The 16638-nt window shown below is 65.8% G+C and carries 17 protein-coding genes; 7 read left to right on the plus strand and 10 right to left on the minus strand.

Annotated features, from left to right (window positions below; genetic code table 11):
* The first annotated feature begins 60 nt into the window (after positions 1–60).
* Together ybeY and RT662_RS12055 are read left to right on the plus strand one after the other, a co-directional pair.
* Positions 61–570, plus strand: coding sequence for an rRNA maturation RNase YbeY (ybeY, locus tag RT662_RS12050; RefSeq protein ID WP_313670950.1), 510 nt, complete (start codon positions 61–63; stop codon positions 568–570).
* A gap of 2 nt (positions 571–572) precedes the next feature.
* Positions 573–1496, plus strand: a complete 924-nt coding sequence (locus RT662_RS12055) for a hemolysin family protein (protein ID WP_313670951.1) — start codon at positions 573–575, stop codon at positions 1494–1496.
* A 152-nt stretch (positions 1497–1648) separates the two neighbouring features.
* On the opposite strand, the gene RT662_RS12060 is transcribed toward RT662_RS12055, so the two are convergent.
* Both RT662_RS12060 and RT662_RS12065 read right to left on the minus strand, forming a co-directional pair.
* Positions 1649–2305, minus strand: coding sequence for a YggS family pyridoxal phosphate-dependent enzyme (locus RT662_RS12060; protein ID WP_313670952.1), 657 nt, complete (start codon positions 2303–2305; stop codon positions 1649–1651).
* Positions 2306–2309: 4 nt separating this feature from the next.
* Positions 2310–3080, minus strand: coding sequence for a hypothetical protein (locus RT662_RS12065; RefSeq protein WP_313670953.1), 771 nt, complete (start codon positions 3078–3080; stop codon positions 2310–2312).
* A gap of 246 nt (positions 3081–3326) precedes the next feature.
* Between RT662_RS12065 and RT662_RS12070 the strand changes: the two genes are divergently transcribed.
* The 4 genes from RT662_RS12070 to holA are packed head-to-tail and all read left to right on the plus strand — an operon-like array spanning position 3327 to position 7819.
* Complete coding sequence (locus RT662_RS12070) at positions 3327–3767, plus strand: DUF3576 domain-containing protein (RefSeq protein WP_313670954.1); 441 nt, start codon at positions 3327–3329, stop codon at positions 3765–3767.
* Between the two features lie 8 nt (positions 3768–3775).
* Complete coding sequence (gene leuS / locus RT662_RS12075) at positions 3776–6298, plus strand: leucine--tRNA ligase (protein ID WP_313670955.1); 2523 nt, start codon at positions 3776–3778, stop codon at positions 6296–6298.
* Positions 6291–6794, plus strand: coding sequence for an LPS assembly lipoprotein LptE (gene lptE, locus RT662_RS12080; protein ID WP_313670956.1), 504 nt, complete (start codon positions 6291–6293; stop codon positions 6792–6794). Before leuS ends, lptE begins: the two co-directional genes overlap by 8 nt.
* Entirely contained in the window at positions 6794–7819 is a 1026-nt protein-coding gene (holA, locus tag RT662_RS12085) for a DNA polymerase III subunit delta (protein WP_313670957.1), read from the plus strand. The genes lptE and holA overlap by 1 nt, the downstream gene beginning before the upstream one ends.
* A gap of 193 nt (positions 7820–8012) precedes the next feature.
* On the opposite strand, the gene RT662_RS12090 is transcribed toward holA, so the two are convergent.
* The 6 genes from RT662_RS12090 to RT662_RS12115 form a co-directional block, all read right to left on the minus strand.
* A complete protein-coding gene (locus RT662_RS12090; RefSeq protein ID WP_313670959.1) occupies positions 8013–8882 on the minus strand; it encodes a ParB/RepB/Spo0J family partition protein in 870 nt (289 codons plus the stop codon).
* A 10-nt stretch (positions 8883–8892) separates the two neighbouring features.
* A complete protein-coding gene (locus RT662_RS12095) occupies positions 8893–9669 on the minus strand; it encodes a ParA family protein (RefSeq protein WP_313670961.1) in 777 nt (258 codons plus the stop codon).
* Complete coding sequence (rsmG, locus tag RT662_RS12100; RefSeq protein ID WP_313670963.1) at positions 9666–10286, minus strand: 16S rRNA (guanine(527)-N(7))-methyltransferase RsmG; 621 nt, start codon at positions 10284–10286, stop codon at positions 9666–9668. The genes RT662_RS12095 and rsmG overlap by 4 nt, the downstream gene beginning before the upstream one ends.
* Position 10287: 1 nt before the next feature.
* Positions 10288–12132: a tRNA uridine-5-carboxymethylaminomethyl(34) synthesis enzyme MnmG gene (gene mnmG, locus RT662_RS12105; RefSeq protein ID WP_313670964.1), complete on the minus strand. Its 1845-nt coding sequence runs from the start codon at positions 12130–12132 to the stop codon at positions 10288–10290.
* A gap of 309 nt (positions 12133–12441) precedes the next feature.
* A complete protein-coding gene (mnmE, locus tag RT662_RS12110) occupies positions 12442–13746 on the minus strand; it encodes a tRNA uridine-5-carboxymethylaminomethyl(34) synthesis GTPase MnmE (protein WP_313670965.1) in 1305 nt (434 codons plus the stop codon).
* 10 nt (positions 13747–13756) lie between these two features.
* Complete coding sequence (locus RT662_RS12115) at positions 13757–14005, minus strand: DUF6489 family protein (RefSeq protein WP_313670966.1); 249 nt, start codon at positions 14003–14005, stop codon at positions 13757–13759.
* A gap of 148 nt (positions 14006–14153) precedes the next feature.
* On the opposite strand from RT662_RS12115, the gene RT662_RS12120 reads away from it, so the two are divergent.
* Positions 14154–15119, plus strand: coding sequence for a quinone oxidoreductase (locus RT662_RS12120; RefSeq protein ID WP_313670967.1), 966 nt, complete (start codon positions 14154–14156; stop codon positions 15117–15119).
* Positions 15120–15124: 5 nt separating this feature from the next.
* On the opposite strand, the gene RT662_RS12125 is transcribed toward RT662_RS12120, so the two are convergent.
* Together RT662_RS12125 and RT662_RS12130 are read right to left on the minus strand one after the other, a co-directional pair.
* Entirely contained in the window at positions 15125–15781 is a 657-nt protein-coding gene (locus RT662_RS12125) for a YjbE family putative metal transport protein (protein WP_303795366.1), read from the minus strand.
* Between the two features lie 37 nt (positions 15782–15818).
* Positions 15819–16638 (minus strand): peptidase dimerization domain-containing protein (locus RT662_RS12130; protein WP_313670968.1); only part of this gene is annotated, 820 nt, incomplete at its 5' end.

The raw sequence follows: 16638 nt of genomic DNA on the forward strand, positions 1-16638 counted from the left end.
GCGCCACCCGATCGTTGGCCGCATTGTCGAGGCCTATGAAGGCCCGGCCAAGGACGGCTGATGCTGGTTGTTGAAACCGATGTGGTGGCGGGTGACTGGCCGGCGGCGGATTGGCCGGCCTTGACGCGCGCCGCCGTGGCGGCGGCCCTGGCCGAAACCCCCTATGCCGAACTGGCCGATGCGCCGATGGCGGTGGAAGTGGCGGTGCGCCTTTCCGACGATGCCGAGGTGCACACGCTTAACCGCCAGTATCGCGACAAGGACAAGCCGACCAACATCCTCTCCTTCCCGATGCTCGCTCCTGACATGCTGGTGAGCCTGGCCAACAGCGATGATGGCGAAGTGCTGGTGGGCGATCTGGTGCTGGCGGCGCAAACCGTGGTGCGCGAAGCCGGCGAGAAGGGCTGGAGCGTGGCGGACTATGTTGGCCACCTGGTTGTCCATGGCACACTCCACCTGTTAGGGTATGACCACGAAACCGGTGATTGGGATGCCGAGCAGATGGAAGCGCTGGAACGCGCTGCCTGCGCAAAGCTGCACCTCCCCGACCCGTATGAGGAAGACCAGTAACCATGCCTGAGGGCGACAGTAGCGGCGACAGCCATTCTCGATTGCGCAGCAGCCGCTGGTGGCGGCAGCTGCGCCAGTTGATCAGCCGCACCCCCGAACATACGCTGCGCGAAAGCCTGGAAGAGGCGATCGACGAAGCCGAAGACGCGCCCGCGAACGGCAACGGCAGCGATGATCTTGGCCCGGTGGAACGCGCCATGATGCGCAACATGCTGCATCTGGGCGATGCTTGCGCCGGCGACAGCGCGGTGCCGCGGGCCGATATGGTGATGTTTGATGCCGAAGCCGGCTTTCCGGCGCTGGTGGCGCGCTTTCGCGATGCCGGCCACAGCCGCATGCCGGTGTGGCGCGGCGACCGCGACAACATCATCGGCATGATCCACATCAAGGATGTGTACAGCCGCATCGCCGATACCTTCAACGATGCGGTCAGCTCCGCCCCGCTGCATGATCTGCCCATCGAGCCATTGCTGCGCGAAGTGCTGTTCGTGCCGGCTTCGATGCGCATCGTCGATCTGCTCGCCCAGCTGCGCGCCGGCCGTACCCATATGGCGATCATCATCGATGAATATGGCGGCGTCGACGGGTTGGTGACGATCGAAGACCTGGTCGAGGAAATCGTCGGCGATATCGAAGATGAACATGACGAGGTAGAAGCCGCGCTTATCCAGGAAGTCGGCGACCGCCTCTGGGAAGCCGACGCCCGGTTGGCCATAGACGACCTCGAACAAACGCTCGACGTGAACCTGGCCGACGACGAAGTGGGCGAAGATGTCGATACCCTCGGCGGCCTCGTCTTCATGCTCGCCGGCCGCGTTCCGGCGCCGGGCGAGTTTGTCGACCACCCTGCCGGTTGGCGCTTCGAAGTGATCGACGGCGATCCGCGTATGGTGAAGCGGCTGCGGATTCAACCGCTGGCGGCTTGATGTTGAAGTAAGGGGCCTCCGGCGGGCAGGGCCTGAGGCCCTGCACCCAATTTCGTTTCGAGGCAGCCCTTCAATTCAGAGCATGACCGTTGAAAATGTGAGCTGAAAACAAACGGGTGCAGGGTCTGTGACCCTGCCCGCCGGAGGCCCTTTTACCTGTTTCCAAATAGCGCGCTGCCGACCCGGACCACGGTGGAGCCAAGCAGGGCGGCTGTTTCGTAGTCGCTCGACATGCCCATCGACAGACCGGTGAGGCCCAGACGCTTGGCGTGTTCGGCGAGCAGCGCGAAGTAAGGCGCGGGTTCGACGTCGGCGGGGGGAACGCACATCAGGCCGACAACGTTGAGGCCAGCGGAGCGAGCTTGTTCCAGCAGCGCCGGCAGATCGGCAAGCGCGCAGCCGCCTTTCTGTTCTTCGTTGCCGATGTTGACCTGGAGGTAGCAGGCGGGGAGCTTGTCCGCACCGGCTTGAGCCTTGGCAAGGGCGGTCACCAGAGAGGGGCGATCGACGCTGTGGATCACGTCGAACAGCGCAACGGCTTCGGCGGCCTTGTTGGATTGCAGCTGGCCGACGAGGTGCAGCGTGATACCCGGCGTTTCGGCCAGCATCTTCGGCCATTTTGCAGCCGCTTCCTGCACGCGGTTTTCGCCGAAGTGGCGCTGGCCGGCCGCGATTAGCGGGCGGATGGCATCGGCGTCGAAGGTTTTGGAGATGGCGACGAGCAGGGGCTTTTCCGTGCGGCCAGCGTCGCGGCAGGCCCGGTCCAGGCCTGCCTGCACGTCTGCAAGCCGCTGTTCTGCATCACTCACAGGATCAGAAGGCGATGCTGGTGCCGAGGTAGACGGCCTGATCGTCGCGATTGGGCAGCACCAGCGACGGCGGTTCCGGCGCGATGCGATAGCGCATGCCGCCGGTCACCGAGAAGCGCGGCGCAACGCGATAGGCGCCGCCCAGTTCGACGCCATAGCGGCGGGTGAGCGGCGCGAAGGCCAGTGGCTGGCTCTGTTCGGCGGTGCCCTGCAACGACGTGCGCCAGTTGCGGCCACCATAGGACAGGCCCAGGCTGAGCTGATCGGTCATGCGGCCCGACAGCGGTGACATCTGTACGGGTTCGGCATGAGCATAGCCGGTATCGACGGCAAAGCCCTTCCAACCCAGCGACAGATTCACGTTATAACCGGCGGGCACCACGAAGCGATCGGCGGGTGCGGCGGCGCGCGAACGATCGACCACCGGGGTGGTGACGCGGGCGGCGACACCCAGCGACAATGCGCGGCGGTTATCGGCCTGGCCAGACGGGGTGAAGCGGAAGCCGCTGCCCAGCGATTGCGGCATCGCCGGGGCGCCGGGGGCCGTGAAGGCAAAGCGGCCGATTTCGCCGACCTGCGGCTGGAATGGCGTGAGCGGCGTATCGACGACCAAGCGCTGTTTCGCCGGCTTGGCCTTGGCGGCCAGTGCCGGGCTTGCCGTTCCGGCCATTGCCGCCACGCACAGCGCTGCCACCGCCAGCCAGGCTCCAAATGAGCTTTTGGCTGGATTCTGCGGCGCGCTTGCCAGCGCGAGCGAATCGGCACGCGGTTTCATACAATTCTGTCCTATCAACACCGGACCATGAATCCCATATGACAATAAACGTAGCCTTTGTTTGAACGCCCTTGGGGAAGGCGTTTTCATCGCGCCTGTGGCGGCAGGTACACAGTTGCAGGCCGCCGCCTCGCTCCTCCCGCGATTTCCACGGGGCTGCGGGCTTGGCGGGGCGGGTGCAACATGCCAAAAGGCAGGCCGGACTGTGGCCGGTTCCGGCCCGAATTTCGTGATGAAGGTTTTGCCATGCGGCTAATCTCTACCCTGGTCTTCCTGTCTGCACTGGCGGTGCTGGCGCCGGCTTGCGGCAAGAACAAGAAGCCCAGGCTGTCGGCCGAGGCGCCGGCCCGGGTCACCACGCTGGGCATCAACGCTTATCTGTGGCGCGCCGCGCTTGATACCATCGCCTTCATGCCGCTGGCCCAGGTTGATTCCAACGGCGGCGTGATCATCACCGATTGGTATGTCTCCCCGCAAAGCGCCAACGAGCGCGTGAAGGTGACGGTGACCGTGCTCGACACCGAATTGCGTGCCGATGCCGTGCGCGTGGCCGTGCAGCGCCAGACACTGGGCGCCACCGGCTGGACCGAAGCCACGGTGCGCGCCGGCACCGTGCAGCGGCTGGAAGAAACCATCCTGGGCCGGGCACGCGACCTGCGCCGCAATGCCATTTCCCCTGATCGCTGAGTTTCTTCATGCCCCGGTTTGACCACCAGGCCGCCGAAGCGCGGTGGCAGGCGCTTTGGGACGAACGGCAGAGCTTTGCCGCGCACGACGACAGCCCCAAACCCAAATCCTATGTGCTTGAAATGTTTCCCTATCCATCGGGGCGTATCCACATGGGGCATGTGCGCAACTACACGATGGGCGATGTGGTGGCGCGCACGCGGCGGGCGCAGGGGTTTGAAGTGCTGCATCCGATGGGTTGGGATGCGTTTGGCATGCCGGCTGAGAATGCGGCGATGGAAAAGGGCGTTCACCCCGGCGGCTGGACCCGCGCCAACATCGCGGCGATGCGCGAGCAGTTGAAGCGGCTGGGCTTTGCCTTCGATTGGAGCCGTGAGCTGGCAACGTGTGAGCCGGATTATTATGGCCAGGAACAGGCGCTGTTCCTCGATCTGCTTGCCGCCGGCCTGGTGTACCGCAAGGAATCGGCGGTGAACTGGGATCCGGTCGACATGACCGTGCTGGCCAACGAGCAGGTGATCGATGGCCGCGGCTGGCGATCGGGCGCGCTGGTTGAACGCCGCAAGTTGAGCCAGTGGTTCCTGAAGATCACCGATTTTGCCGAAGATCTGCTCGAAGGGCTGCACGGCCTGGACGAATGGCCGGAAAAAGTGCGGCTGATGCAGGAAAACTGGATCGGCAAATCGACCGGGCTGCGCTTCACCTTCCAAGTTGTGGATGGCGGCAGTTTCGACGTGTTCACCACCCGGCCGGACACGCTGTTTGGCGCCAGTTTCGCGGCCATCGCCGCCGATCATCCGTTGGCCCGGCAATGTGCGCAAACCAACCCGGCGCTGGCGGCCTTCGTCGCGCAATGCCAGGCCGGCGGCACCGCGGCGGCCGACATCGAGACGCAGGAAAAACTGGGTTACGACACGGGCTTGAGCGTCATCCACCCGCTCGATCCGGCGATCCGCCTGCCGGTGTTCGTCGCCAATTTCGTGCTGATGGACTATGGCACCGGCGCCCTGTTCGGCTGCCCGGCGCACGACCAGCGCGATCTGGAATTTGCCCGCAAATATCAGCTGCCGGTGCTGCGCGTCGTCGCTGCCGAGGGCGAGGAAGACGCGCCCATCGGTGACGAGGCCTACACCGGCCCCGGCCGCATGGTGAACTCGCGCTTCCTCGACGGCATGACCGCCGACGACGCCCGCGCCGCTGTGATCGCTCGGGCGGAATCGGAGGGTTGGGGCGAGGGCGTAACCCAGTATCGCCTGCGCGATTGGGGGGTGAGCCGCCAGCGTTATTGGGGCACGCCGATCCCGATCATCCATTGCGAGATCTGCGGCGCCGTGCCGGTGCCCAAGAAGATGCTGCCCGTGGTGCTGCCCGAAGACGTGAGTTTCGACGTGCCGGGCAACCCGCTTGATCGCCACCCGACGTGGAAGCATGTCGATTGCCCGCAGTGCGGCAAGCCGGCCCGGCGTGAGACCGACACGCTCGACACCTTCACCAATTCGTCCTGGTATTTCATCCGCTTCGCCAGCGCGCCCGCTGATCGCCCGTTTGATCCGGCGGTGGCGGCGAAGTGGCTGCCGGTCGGCCAATATATCGGTGGGGTGGAACATGCCATTCTGCACCTGCTTTATGCCCGGTTCTGGACCCGCGCCCTGCAGCATATCGGCCTGATCGATGTGGCAGAGCCCTTTGCCGGCCTGTTCACGCAAGGCATGGTGACTCACGAAACCTATAGCCGACCGCAGGGCGAAGGCCTGCCGCCGATCTGGTTCGCGCCGGAGGATGTGGAGCGCACCGGCACGGCGGCCACGCTGAAGGCCGATGGCCTGGCCGTCGAGATCGGCCGCGTCATCAAGATGTCCAAGTCCAAGAAGAATGTCATCGATCCTGATGCCATCCTGGGCCGTTACGGTGCGGACGCGGTGCGCTGGTTCATGCTGTCGGACAGTCCGCCCGAACGCGATCTGGCCTGGTCCGAAGCCGGTATCGATGGTGCTTGGCGCTTCGTGCAGCGCGTGTGGCGGCTGGCTGAAGACAATGCGGCGGCAGCCGACGGCGCGGCCGATGTGAAGCTGGATCGCAGCGTCCACCGCGCCATCGCGGCGGTGACCAGCGATATCGACAAGCTGCAGTTCAACAAGGCCATCGCCCGGCTATATGAGATGGTGGGCGCGCTGGAACGCAGCGCCGCCGGCCCCAGCCGCCGTGCGGGCGTGATTGCCTTGGTGCAACTGGTGGCACCGATGGCGCCGCATCTGGCCGAAGAGGCGTGGGCGCTGCTCGGCCAGCCGGGCCTCGTCTGCGATGCGTCTTGGCCGGTCGCCAACCCGGCGCTGCTTGTGGATGACGAGGTGACCATCGCCGTGCAGGTCAACGGCAAGCTGAAGGGTGATTTCACCGCGGCCAAGGGCAGCGACAAGGCTGCGCTCGAATCCGCCGCGCTGGCATTGCCGAATGTGCAGCGCACCCTTGACGGCGCCGCTCCAAAGAAGATCATCGTGGTTCCCGATCGCCTGGTGAACATTGTTGTTTGATGCCCGCCGCCTTCTGATCCCCGCCGCGCTGGCGCTGCTGGCGTTGCCCGGCTGCCAGCTCAGCCCGGTCTATGCCGGCGGCAATGCGTCCGCCCCGGCAACGCTGCTGGCCGATATCGCCATCGCACCGATCCCGGAACGCGCTGGCTTCATGGTGCGACAGGCGCTGGAAGACCAGTTCGGCCTCGCCGTGGCAAGCCCACGCTATCGCCTTGAAATCGTTCTGGATGATCAGATCACCGCCTTTGGCGTGCGCGGCGATTCCTCGGCGGCGCGTGAACGGCGTACGCTGCGTGCCCGCTATCGCCTGGTCGATGCTGCCACCGGCACCGTGCTGGTGGATGATACCGCTGCGGCCGACGCCGGTATCGATCGTGTCAGCTCCAATTTCGCGGTCGTCGCCGCCGAAACGACAGCGCTGGAACGTCTCTCCGTCGATCTCGCCCGCCAGATCAGCGCGCGCCTGGCCCGCTACGCCCGCGCCACGAAAGGCTGATGAAGGCCGACGCGGCCCGGATTGCGGCCATCGCCCGCGCCTGGCCCGCCGACGTGCGGCTGGTGTTGCTGCACGGCCCCGATGAATCCGCCTCGCGTGACATGGCCGGCCAAGTAGCGGCGGGCCTGGGCGCCGGCGTGACCATCACCGAACTGGCGGGCAATGCGCTCAAGTCCGACCCCCAAGCCCTGATGGCCGCCGCCACCAGCCTCTCCATGTTCGGGGATCGCGAACTGGTGCGCGTCGATGGCCTTGACGATGATGCGCTGGCGGCGGTGGAAGCGCTGCTGGAAGGGCCGCCTGGCCACCCGGTGCTGGCCGTGGCTGGGAGCTTCAAGAAGGGCAGCAAGCTGCTGACTTTGGCTGATAAACACCCTGCCATCGCCGCCTGTATCAATTATGAGGCGAGCCTGCGCGATGCTGGCCGTTTGCTCTCCGAGATGGCCGCGCCGCTCGGCTTGCGGCTGGACCGCGGTGTACCCGAGGCTCTGTTTGAAAGCGCCGGCGGCGACCGCATGATCATGCGCCGCGAGCTGGAGAAATACGCGCTTTACAAGGATACCAGCCCGCAAAGCCCGCAACAGCTCACGGCTGAAGACCTCGCTGCACTCGGCATCGCCACCGGTGAAGCCGAACTGTTCGCACCCATCGCCGCCATCACCACCGGCGATGTTGCCGAAGCCACCGACCTGATTGGCCGCCTGCCCGATGGCACCGCCATCCCTCTGTTGCGCGCGCTGGAGCGCCGTTTCGCGCAGCTCACGCTGCTGCGCACCGAAGTGGATGGCGGCGATACGCCGGCCGCGGTTGTCGAAGGCCAGGGCAAAGCGATCTTCTGGAAGGAAAAGCCCATCATCATCAAGGCGCTGTCTCTGTGGAGCCAGCCCGCTCTTGCTGCGGCCATGGGCGACATTCTCGCTGCCGAGCGCGCCGTGAAGGCCAGCGGCAGCCTCGCCGACCTCGGTGCGCAGCACTTGCTGCTCGACCTTACCCGCCGCGCCGCCGTCGCCGCCCGTAGGCGTTAAAAGGAGCCTCCGGCGGGCAGGGGCTGAGCCCCTGCACCCGCTTTCGTTTTCGGTTGGCGCCTAGCCGCAACAGCCAGCGCCTCAGGCATAAGCTGCTTGCCTGCGGCGCTGGTGTGCGTCCTTCTCGTTCGGCACCGCCTGAAAGCAACCGGGTGCAGGGTCTGCGACCCTGCCCGCCGGAGGCATTTTGCCCTCAAGCCACGCCGAGCTTGCTGCAGAGCAGATCGAGTTGGTCGAGATCGGCGAAGCGGATGGTGAGGCTGCCGCTGCTGGCACCGGGGGCGACCTGAAGTGCAACGGGCATGCCGAGGGCTTCGGCAAGTTGTTCTTCGAGCGCGTCGCTGTTGGGGTCGTTGGCCGCGGCGGCCGGGGCGGCGCGTGGGGCTTTCGGCTTGGCCTTGCCGCCGGCGACGAGGGCTTCGAGCGCACGAACAGAAAGGCCCTGTTTTACAGCGCGTTCGGCCAGAGATTCGGCATCGGCGGCACCAACCAGGGCGCGGGCGTGGCCCATGGAGAGGGCGCCGGATTCAACCAGCGTCTGAACTGAGGCCGGCAGATCGAGCAGGCGTAGCAGGTTGGTGACGTGGCTGCGTGATTTGCCGACGATATCGGCCAGCACCGCTTGGGTATGGCCAAAATCGGCGATGAGTTTCTGATAGCCGCGCGCTTCTTCGATGGCGTTGAGATCGGCGCGCTGGATATTCTCGATCAGCGCAATTTCAGCAACTTGCTTGTCATCCAGGGAGCGGACGACCACAGGGATCTCGTGCAGACCAGCGGCTTGGGCGGCGCGCCAGCGGCGTTCGCCGGCGATGATCTGGTGGCGGCCATTGAAGCGGCGGACGAGGATGGGCTGCAGCACGCCATGGGTCTTCACCGAGGCGATGAGTTCGGCCATCGCCGTTTCATCGAACTGGCGGCGGGGCTGGCCGGGGTTGGGCACGATATCCGCCACGGGCAGGCGGACTACGCCGGGCGCGGCGGCGGTTGGTGGTGCCGCGATATCGTCCAGGAGGGCCGACAGGCCGCGACCAAGGCCGGATTTGCGTTTGTTGTCCGTCATTTATCCCTCATCATCCCGCCAGTGCCAGCGGGCCTTCGATGCGCTCCAGCAGCTCGCGGGCCAGCGCCAGATAGGCTTCGGAGCCGGCGCAGCGGCTGTCATAAATCAATGCCGGCAGGCCGTGGCTGGGCGCTTCCGACAGGCGCACATTGCGCGGCACCATGGTTTTCAGCACCTTGGCGCCCATCACCGCCCGCACATCGGCGCAGACCTGATCAGAAAGCCGGTTGCGGCGATCGACCATGGTCAGAACGATTCCAAGCAGTTCCAGCCGGCGGTTGAGCCCAGCCTTCACGCGTTCGATGGTGCCGAGCAGCTGGCTCAGCCCTTCCAGGGCAAAGAATTCGCTCTGCAGTGGCACCAGCACGGCATCGGCAGCCACTAGCGCATTGACCGTGATGAGGCCAAGCGAGGGCGGGCAATCGATCAGCACGAAGTCGAAAGCCGGCAGGCTGGCCAGGGCATCAGCCAGGCGGTTGGACCGGCGTTCGGCGTCCACCAGCTCGACCTCCGCGCCGGCAAGGGCCGGCGTAGCAGGCAGGATCGAAAGGCCGGGGATCACCGTGTCGCGCACGGCTTCAGCGGCCGGCACGCCATCAACAAGAACCTGATAGATGCACGGATCGCGATCTTTGCGACCGACGCCGAAACCGGTGGAGGCATTGCCCTGGGGGTCACTGTCGACCACCAGCACGCGCTTGCCGATGGCAGCCAGAGCGGTGGCGAGATTCACCGCTGTGGTAGTCTTGCCGACCCCACCTTTCTGGTTTGCGACCGCGATTATCATCGGCGTTTAACCCCTTTCGCGACCACGATGCGGGCATCGGAATCGGTGCGGCTGGGAATCAGCTCATGGTCAAAGTGGAACCGCTGGGCGGCGGTGGCAAGCTCTTCCTGCACCCGGGCACCCTTTGGCAGAATCCAGCGCGTGCCGGAGCCGGCGAAGCGCAGGCCCCAATCGAACAGTGTGTCGAGGCTGGCAGCAGCGCGGGCGGTAATGATGTCGAACTTGCGCGTTGCCATGGCCTCGATGCGGACATTGGCCACTGTCACGTGGGCGGCGGTGTCTGTTTCGTGGGCCACGGTGTCCAGAAACCGGCATTTCTTCGTGATGGATTCAACCAGCGTGATGTCGGATTCAGGATCAAGGATGCCCAGTACCAGTCCGGGGAAGCCGCCTCCGGCGCCGATATCGAGCCAGGATTTGCCGGTCCCGGCAATTGCCAGCAGTTGCGCCGAATCGCGGAAGTGGCGATCCCAGATGTGCGGCAGGGTCGATGGGCCGATGAGGTTCATGCGCTGCTGCCATTCGGTTAGCAGCTCTGCATAGCGATCGAGCTTGGCCAATGTTTCACGTGAAACATCGAACTCGGCTGCGAAGCCGGCGCGGGCGTCGTCACTCATCTCAGGCCGCCCTGCGCGTGGCGTGCGGCAGAAGGGCGATCAAGGCGGCGGGGGTGATCCCTGGCACCCGACTGGCGGCACCGAGGGTGAGAGGACGGGCTCGGCCGAGGCGCTCGGTCATCTCCTTGGAAAGCCCAGCCACAGCCGCGTAATCAAGGTCGGCCCGCAGTGTCAGCCCTTCGTCGCGGCGCAAGGCGGCCACTTCGGATTCCTGACGTGCAATGTACGAGGCGTAGTTGGCATCCACCGCCAGGCTGGCGAGCAGATCGTCAGGCACCTGGGCCAGCTCCGGCCAGACACGCCGGGCTGCTTCGTGGGTCACGGCCGGGAAGCGCAGCCAGTCGAATAGGGAACGCAATTGGCCGTCCTGGCGAACCTCGATGCCGTGGCTGGCCAACTGGTGTGGTGTGGCGGACAGGCTCTCAAGCAGAGCGCGGGCGGCCTGGCGAGCGATCTGTTCGCTCGCGAAGTCATCAGCCTGGATTGCAGGGATCAGGCCGAGATCAAGGCCAAGGGGCGTCAACCGCTGATCGGCATTGTCGGCCCGCAGCCGTAGGCGGTACTCGGCGCGGCTGGTGAACATGCGATAAGGCTCCGCCACACCGTGGGCGGTGAGATCATCCACCATCACACCGATATAGGCCTGGGTGCGGTCTACGGTGAGTGGCGGCAGGCCAAGCGCCGCCGCAGCGGCATTGGCGCCAGCCACAAGCCCCTGAGCTGCGGCCTCTTCATAGCCGGTGGTGCCGTTGATCTGGCCGGCCAGGAACAGGCCCGGTACATCCTTGGCCGCCAGACCCGGCGTCAGCGCGCGTGGATCGACATGATCATATTCAATGGCATAGCCGGCGCGCAGGATGCGGGCGCGCTCCAGCCCCTTGATCGAGGCGATGAACTTTTCCTGCGCACGCAGCGGCAGCGAGGTTGATAGGCCGTTGGGATAGATGGTGATGTCATCATAGCCCTCCGGCTCCAGGAAAATCTGGTGGCCGTCACGATCACCAAAACGGACCACCTTGTCCTCGATGGACGGGCAATAGCGCGGTCCGACGGAATCGATATGGCCGCCATAAAGCGCCGATTCACCGAGATGATCACGAATGATGCGATGCGTCTCCGCATTGGTTCGGGTGACGGCACACGGAATTGGCGGCCGGCCATTGGCTTTGCCAAAACGGCTGAAGCGCGGATCATCGGCATCGCCATGCTGCCAATCCAGCACCGCCCAATCGATGCTGCGGCCATCAAGCCGCGCCGGCGTCCCGGTCTTCAACCGGCTGACCGGCAGGCCCATGGCGCGCAGAGCTTGGCCCAGATCGCTGGCCTGGGCCCCGACCCGGCCACCGGCTTCGCGGGCCGATCCGATGTGCATCATGCCGCCGAGGAAGGTGCCGGTGGTGAGCACAACGGCGGGCGCATCGAGCCGACCCCGCGCCGTCGCCACGCCCGTGATACGACCCTGTTCACGATTCAGGCCCTCAACCGCCGTCGCAATGATCGAAAGCGTCGGAAACTCCGAGAGTACCTGAGCCATGGCGGTGCGATACAGGGCGCGATCGACCTGGGCGCGCGGTCCATGGACAGCCGGTCCCTTCGAGCGGTTCAGCAGGCGAGACTGCAAGCGGGCCGCGTCGGTGACTCGGCCCATGATGCCACCCAGCGCGTCAATCTCGGTGACGAGATGGCCCTTGCCGATGCCACCCACCGCCGGGTTGCAGCTCAACGTGCCGGGATCATCGGCGCGCAACGTCACCAATGCGACACGCGCGCCCCGGCGGGCGGCGGCAGCCGCGGCTTCGCATCCGGCATGGCCGGCGCCGACAATGATCACGTCGAAATCGTGCATGACGGCTTCCATAGCGATTCGCGGGCGATGTTTCACGTGAAACATGGTGGCAGAGGAAGAAGGTCCTCCGGCGGGCAGGGGCTGAGCCCCTGCACCCACTTTCGATTCTGGTTGGCCCTCCGGTTTCCATGGCCTGCGCCGCAGGCTGATACCATTGCCTGCGGCGCTGGAGTGCGCCTTTGGGACGTGGGACGCCTGAAATCAAATGAGTGCAGGGACTGCGTCCCTGCCCGCCGGAGGCTCCATCACCACTTCAAGCAAAGGAAGCGGGGCCCCGGATCAAGTCCGGGGCGACGGAATGGGTGCTGACTACTTCCCGATGCAGAAGCGGCTGAAGATGCGGTCGAGGACATCGTCCACCCCAATGCGGCCGGCGATCCGCCCGAAGGCGTGGGCAGCGCTGCGGAGGGATTCGGCGCGGAGGACGGGTTCGGGGGCGTGGGCGGCGTCGCGCAGGGCGGCTTCGGCGTCGACGAAGGCGGCGCGGTGGCGGGCGTGGGCGAGCAGGGCGGGCTCGCCGGGGCGGGTGGTGGTGTGGGCCCAGGTGGAGAGCCAGTCACGCAAGGCCGCCATGCCGGTGCCGGTGGTGGCAGAGACGGCCAGGGCGCCGGGTGGCAGATCAGGGTGGCCGAGGTCGCATTTGTTGAGGAGCAGCAACTGGGGTGGGCCGTCGGCGGGTGGTGTGGGCCAGTGTGCGGAGTCGGCGCTGGCGACGCTGATCACGAGATCGGCGGCGGCGGCGCGGCGGCGGGCGCGGGCGATGCCTTCGGCCTCGATGGGATCTGCCGTATCGCGCAGGCCGGCGGTATCGATAAGGACGGCAGCGATTCCGGCGAGGTCTACCGGCACTTCGATGGCGTCGCGTGTGGTCCCGGCGATGGCGGTCACGATGGCCGCATCACGCATCGATAACGCATTGACCAAGCTGGATTTTCCAACGTTGGGTGGGCCGGTAACGGCGATGGAGAGGCCTTCGCGGATGCGGGCAGCGCGGGTGGAATCGGCGATCAGGCCGGCCAGTTCATCGGCGAGGACAAGCAGCTGGTGGCGGGCGGCTTCGTCCAGGCGTTCGGCGACATCAGCTTCGTCCTCGGCGAAATCGAGGCCGGCTTCGGCTTCGGCGAGCAGCATCAGGCAGCGTTCGCGCCACTGGTCGGCCAGGCGGCCGAGGGCGCCGCCGGCCAGGGCGAGGGCCTGATCGCGTTGGCTGGTGGTTTCGGCGCTGACCAGATCGGCGAGGCCTTCGACTTGGGCCAGGTCCATGCGGCCATTGGCGAAGGCGCGGCGGGTATATTCGCCGGGTTCGGCCAGCCGGATGCCGGGCAGCGCAGTAAGGGCGGTGAGCACGCCGGAGACGACGGCGGGGCCGCCGTGCAGGTGGAATTCGGCAAGATCTTCACCGCTGGCGCTGGTGGGGCCCGGGAAGACGGCGACCAGGGCTTCATCGAGCAAAATGCCGCCCGCGTGCAGGCGGCACAGGCTGAGGCGGCGGGGTGGCGGGATGCGGGCCGCAAGGGCCTGCACGGCGGCAAAGGCGGCCGGGCCGGACAGGCGGATGACGGCGAGCGCTGCTGGTGGGCGACCGCTGGCCAGCGCCGCGATGGTGGCGGTCATCTTGTGTGGTTCAGCCTTGCGTCTTGCCAGCGGCGGCGCTGAGCCCGGTCATCATGAGTTTCTGCCATTGTTCGAAACCGCCGGCGATGCCGGGCGCCCAGTTCTGCATCATGCGTTGCCAATCGGCCGGCGTGACACCTTCGGTCATCGCCGCCTTCATGCGATCGAGATAAACATCGTGCAGCGGCTGCAGATCGGGCAGACCAAAGAAGGCGCGGGCCTCTTCCGGGGTGCAATCAATGGTGAAGTTGATCTTCATGGCCGCAATGTCTCTTTTCCTTGCCCTGGATCGCGCTAGTGTAGCGGTGGGGAGTGGTAATCGGCAAGGTGATGCTGAGTCGAAGAGCTATTCCAGTAAAAACAAACAGTTACCGCGCAACATAAGTGCAGCATAGAGGGGAGTGGGCATGAAGGCGATCCGGATCGATGCCAGTGGTGGCCCGGAGGTGATGCAGTGGCAGGATATTACGCTGCCGCCGCCGGGGCCGGGCGAGGTGCGGCTGCGCCATACCGCGATCGGGCTGAATTTCATCGATACCTATCATCGTTCTGGCCTGTATCCAATTGCCTTCCCGTCCGGCCTGGGGCTGGAGGCCGCCGGCGTTGTGGAAGCGGTGGGCGAGGGCGTGACGCTTTCCGTTGGCATGCGGGTGGGATATTGCTGGGGCCCGATCGGTGCCTATGCCACGCACCGCAACATAGCCGCGGCGATGCTGGTGCCGTTGCCTGATGGCGTGTCGGACGAGATGGCGGCGGCGGGGCTGCTGAAGGGCTGTACGACGGAGTTTCTGGTGGAGCGCTGCGCGAAGGTGCGACCGGGCGATTGGGCGCTGGTGCCGGCAGCCGCAGGCGGCGTGGGCCTGCTGCTGATGCAGTGGTTGAAGCTGGTCGGGGCGACGGTGATCGCGGTCGCCGGTACGACGCAGAAACTGGCGCTCGCGGCGGCGCATGGGGCCGATCATGGCGTGCTTGATGGCAGCGATGTGGCGGCGCAGGTGCGGGCGCTGACGGGCGGGCGCGGTGTGGATGTGGTGTTCGACGGGGTAGGCAAGGACAGTTGGGAATCGAGCCTGGACAGTCTGAAGCGGCGGGGCTTGATGATCAGTTTCGGCAATGCCTCCGGCCCGGTTTCGGGCGTGGATCTGGGCATATTGGCGCGCAAGGGATCGCTGTTTGCGACGCGGCCGACGTTGTTTGATTATTATGCGACGCCAGAAGAACGTCTGCAGCATGCCGGGCGCGTGTTGGGACTGATGGCATCGGGCGGGCTGAAGCTGGCGATCAACCAGCGGTACAAGCTGGCCAACGCCGCCAAGGCGCATGAGGATCTGGCGGCGCGGCTGACGACGGGATCGACGGTACTGGTGCCGTAGGGGCGTTACATCCCCACCATCGGCTGCACGATGGGGGCGACTTCGTTGAAGCCCTCCCAGATCATCTTGAAGGCGACATAGACGATCACGACCAGGCCCACATAGGCGATCCAGCGGTAGCGTTCGATATATTGGGCGATGATGTTGGCGGCGATGCCCATCAGCGCGACCGAGAGCACGAGGCCGGCGATGAGGATATCCGGGTGTTCGCGGGCGGCACCGGCGACGGCGAGCACGTTGTCGAGGCTCATTGACACGTCGGCCAGCGCAACCGACCACGCGGCGGCGGCAAAGCTTTTCGCGGGCGGCGGCGCATCGGTGGCGACGAAGTCATCGCTGTCGCTACCCGGCGCGTCGATCAGGGCGCTGCGCGGGTTGATCTCGCGCCACATGCGCCAGGCCACCCACAGCAGCAGCAGCCCGCCGGCGAGGATCAGGCCGACAATCTGCAGCAATTGGGTGACCGCCAGGGCAAAGATGATGCGCAGCACCAGCGCGGCGATGATGCCGATCAGGATGACCTTCTTGCGCTGCGCCGCCGGGAGGCCGGCCGCGAGGGCGCCGACCACGATGGCGTTGTCTCCGGCCAGCACGACATCGATCAGCACCACCTGGCCAAAGGCGGACAGGGCTTCGGGGCTGAGCAGGTGGGCGATGTCCATGGCCGGCATGTAGGGTGTTGCGGGCCGGAGTGCCAGACTATTTGGGATTCGCCAGCACGGCGACCAGATCGGAGAGATAATCGCGGCCCTGCATCAGGCTGCGCACGCTGATGCGTTCGTTGAGGCCGTGAATGCCGTTGCCATCGGCATCGATCATCGTGCCGGGGGCGCCATACACCGGGATGCCTACGGGCGTGATGAAGATGGCATCGGTGGCGCCGGTGCTCATCATCGCCAGCATGGGTACGCCGGGGAAATGTTTCGCCGCGATGGTCTGCATCGGGCCGATGATGGCCGGGTTCATCGGGGTCGGCTTTGCGACCGGGCGGATTGGCGGTTTCAGGCTGATGGTCACCTTGGGATTGGCGATTACCTTTGCCAGATCGGCCTTCAGCGCGTTGGGATCGGTGCCGGGGAACATGCGGCAGTTCACATTGGCGCGGGCGCGCTGGGCCAGGGCGTTTTCGGCGTGGCCGGCTTCCAGCAGGGTGGTCACGCAGGTGGTGCGCAGCACGCTGTGATTGGTCGGGTCCATCGAAACGATGCGATTGGCCTCTGCATCATTGGGGTTGGTGAGCAGCCGGGCCATGGCGGGGCCGACAGGATCGGGCATCACCTTGGCCAGCGTGGTGAAATAGGCGCGGGTGGTATCGGTGAACTGCACCGGGAATTCGTGCCGGTTCACGGCGACCACTGCCGCAGTGAGATCGGTGATGGCGTTGTCCGGGCGTGGCACGCTGCTGTGGCCGCCGGGGTTGGTGGCTTCGATCCAGAAATTCTGCACCGTCTTTTCCCCCACCTGCACGGCCAGGCCCTGCGGCTTGCCATCGGGGCCGTTGCGGCCGCCGCCGCCTTCG

The organism is Sandarakinorhabdus sp. (genome assembly GCF_032115815.1).
Taxonomy (GTDB): domain Bacteria; phylum Pseudomonadota; class Alphaproteobacteria; order Sphingomonadales; family Sphingomonadaceae; genus Sandarakinorhabdus.

What these genes read in the sequence shown, in the direction of transcription:
- ybeY (WP_313670950.1), top strand. Translation starts at nt 61, where the DNA reads ATGCTGGTTGTTGAAACCGATGTGGTGGCGGGTGACTGGCCGGCGGCG.
- RT662_RS12055 (WP_313670951.1), top strand. Translation starts at nt 573, where the DNA reads ATGCCTGAGGGCGACAGTAGCGGCGACAGCCATTCTCGATTGCGCAGC.
- RT662_RS12065 (WP_313670953.1), bottom strand. Translation starts at nt 3,080, where the DNA reads ATGAAACCGCGTGCCGATTCGCTCGCGCTGGCAAGCGCGCCGCAGAAT.
- RT662_RS12070 (WP_313670954.1), top strand. Translation starts at nt 3,327, where the DNA reads ATGCGGCTAATCTCTACCCTGGTCTTCCTGTCTGCACTGGCGGTGCTG.
- leuS (WP_313670955.1), top strand. Translation starts at nt 3,776, where the DNA reads ATGCCCCGGTTTGACCACCAGGCCGCCGAAGCGCGGTGGCAGGCGCTT.
- holA (WP_313670957.1), top strand. Translation starts at nt 6,794, where the DNA reads ATGAAGGCCGACGCGGCCCGGATTGCGGCCATCGCCCGCGCCTGGCCC.
- RT662_RS12090 (WP_313670959.1), bottom strand. Translation starts at nt 8,882, where the DNA reads ATGACGGACAACAAACGCAAATCCGGCCTTGGTCGCGGCCTGTCGGCC.
- RT662_RS12095 (WP_313670961.1), bottom strand. Translation starts at nt 9,669, where the DNA reads ATGATAATCGCGGTCGCAAACCAGAAAGGTGGGGTCGGCAAGACTACC.
- rsmG (WP_313670963.1), bottom strand. Translation starts at nt 10,286, where the DNA reads ATGAGTGACGACGCCCGCGCCGGCTTCGCAGCCGAGTTCGATGTTTCA.
- mnmG (WP_313670964.1), bottom strand. Translation starts at nt 12,132, where the DNA reads ATGCACGATTTCGACGTGATCATTGTCGGCGCCGGCCATGCCGGATGC.
- mnmE (WP_313670965.1), bottom strand. Translation starts at nt 13,746, where the DNA reads ATGACCGCCACCATCGCGGCGCTGGCCAGCGGTCGCCCACCAGCAGCG.
- RT662_RS12115 (WP_313670966.1), bottom strand. Translation starts at nt 14,005, where the DNA reads ATGAAGATCAACTTCACCATTGATTGCACCCCGGAAGAGGCCCGCGCC.
- RT662_RS12120 (WP_313670967.1), top strand. Translation starts at nt 14,154, where the DNA reads ATGAAGGCGATCCGGATCGATGCCAGTGGTGGCCCGGAGGTGATGCAG.
- RT662_RS12125 (WP_303795366.1), bottom strand. Translation starts at nt 15,781, where the DNA reads ATGGACATCGCCCACCTGCTCAGCCCCGAAGCCCTGTCCGCCTTTGGC.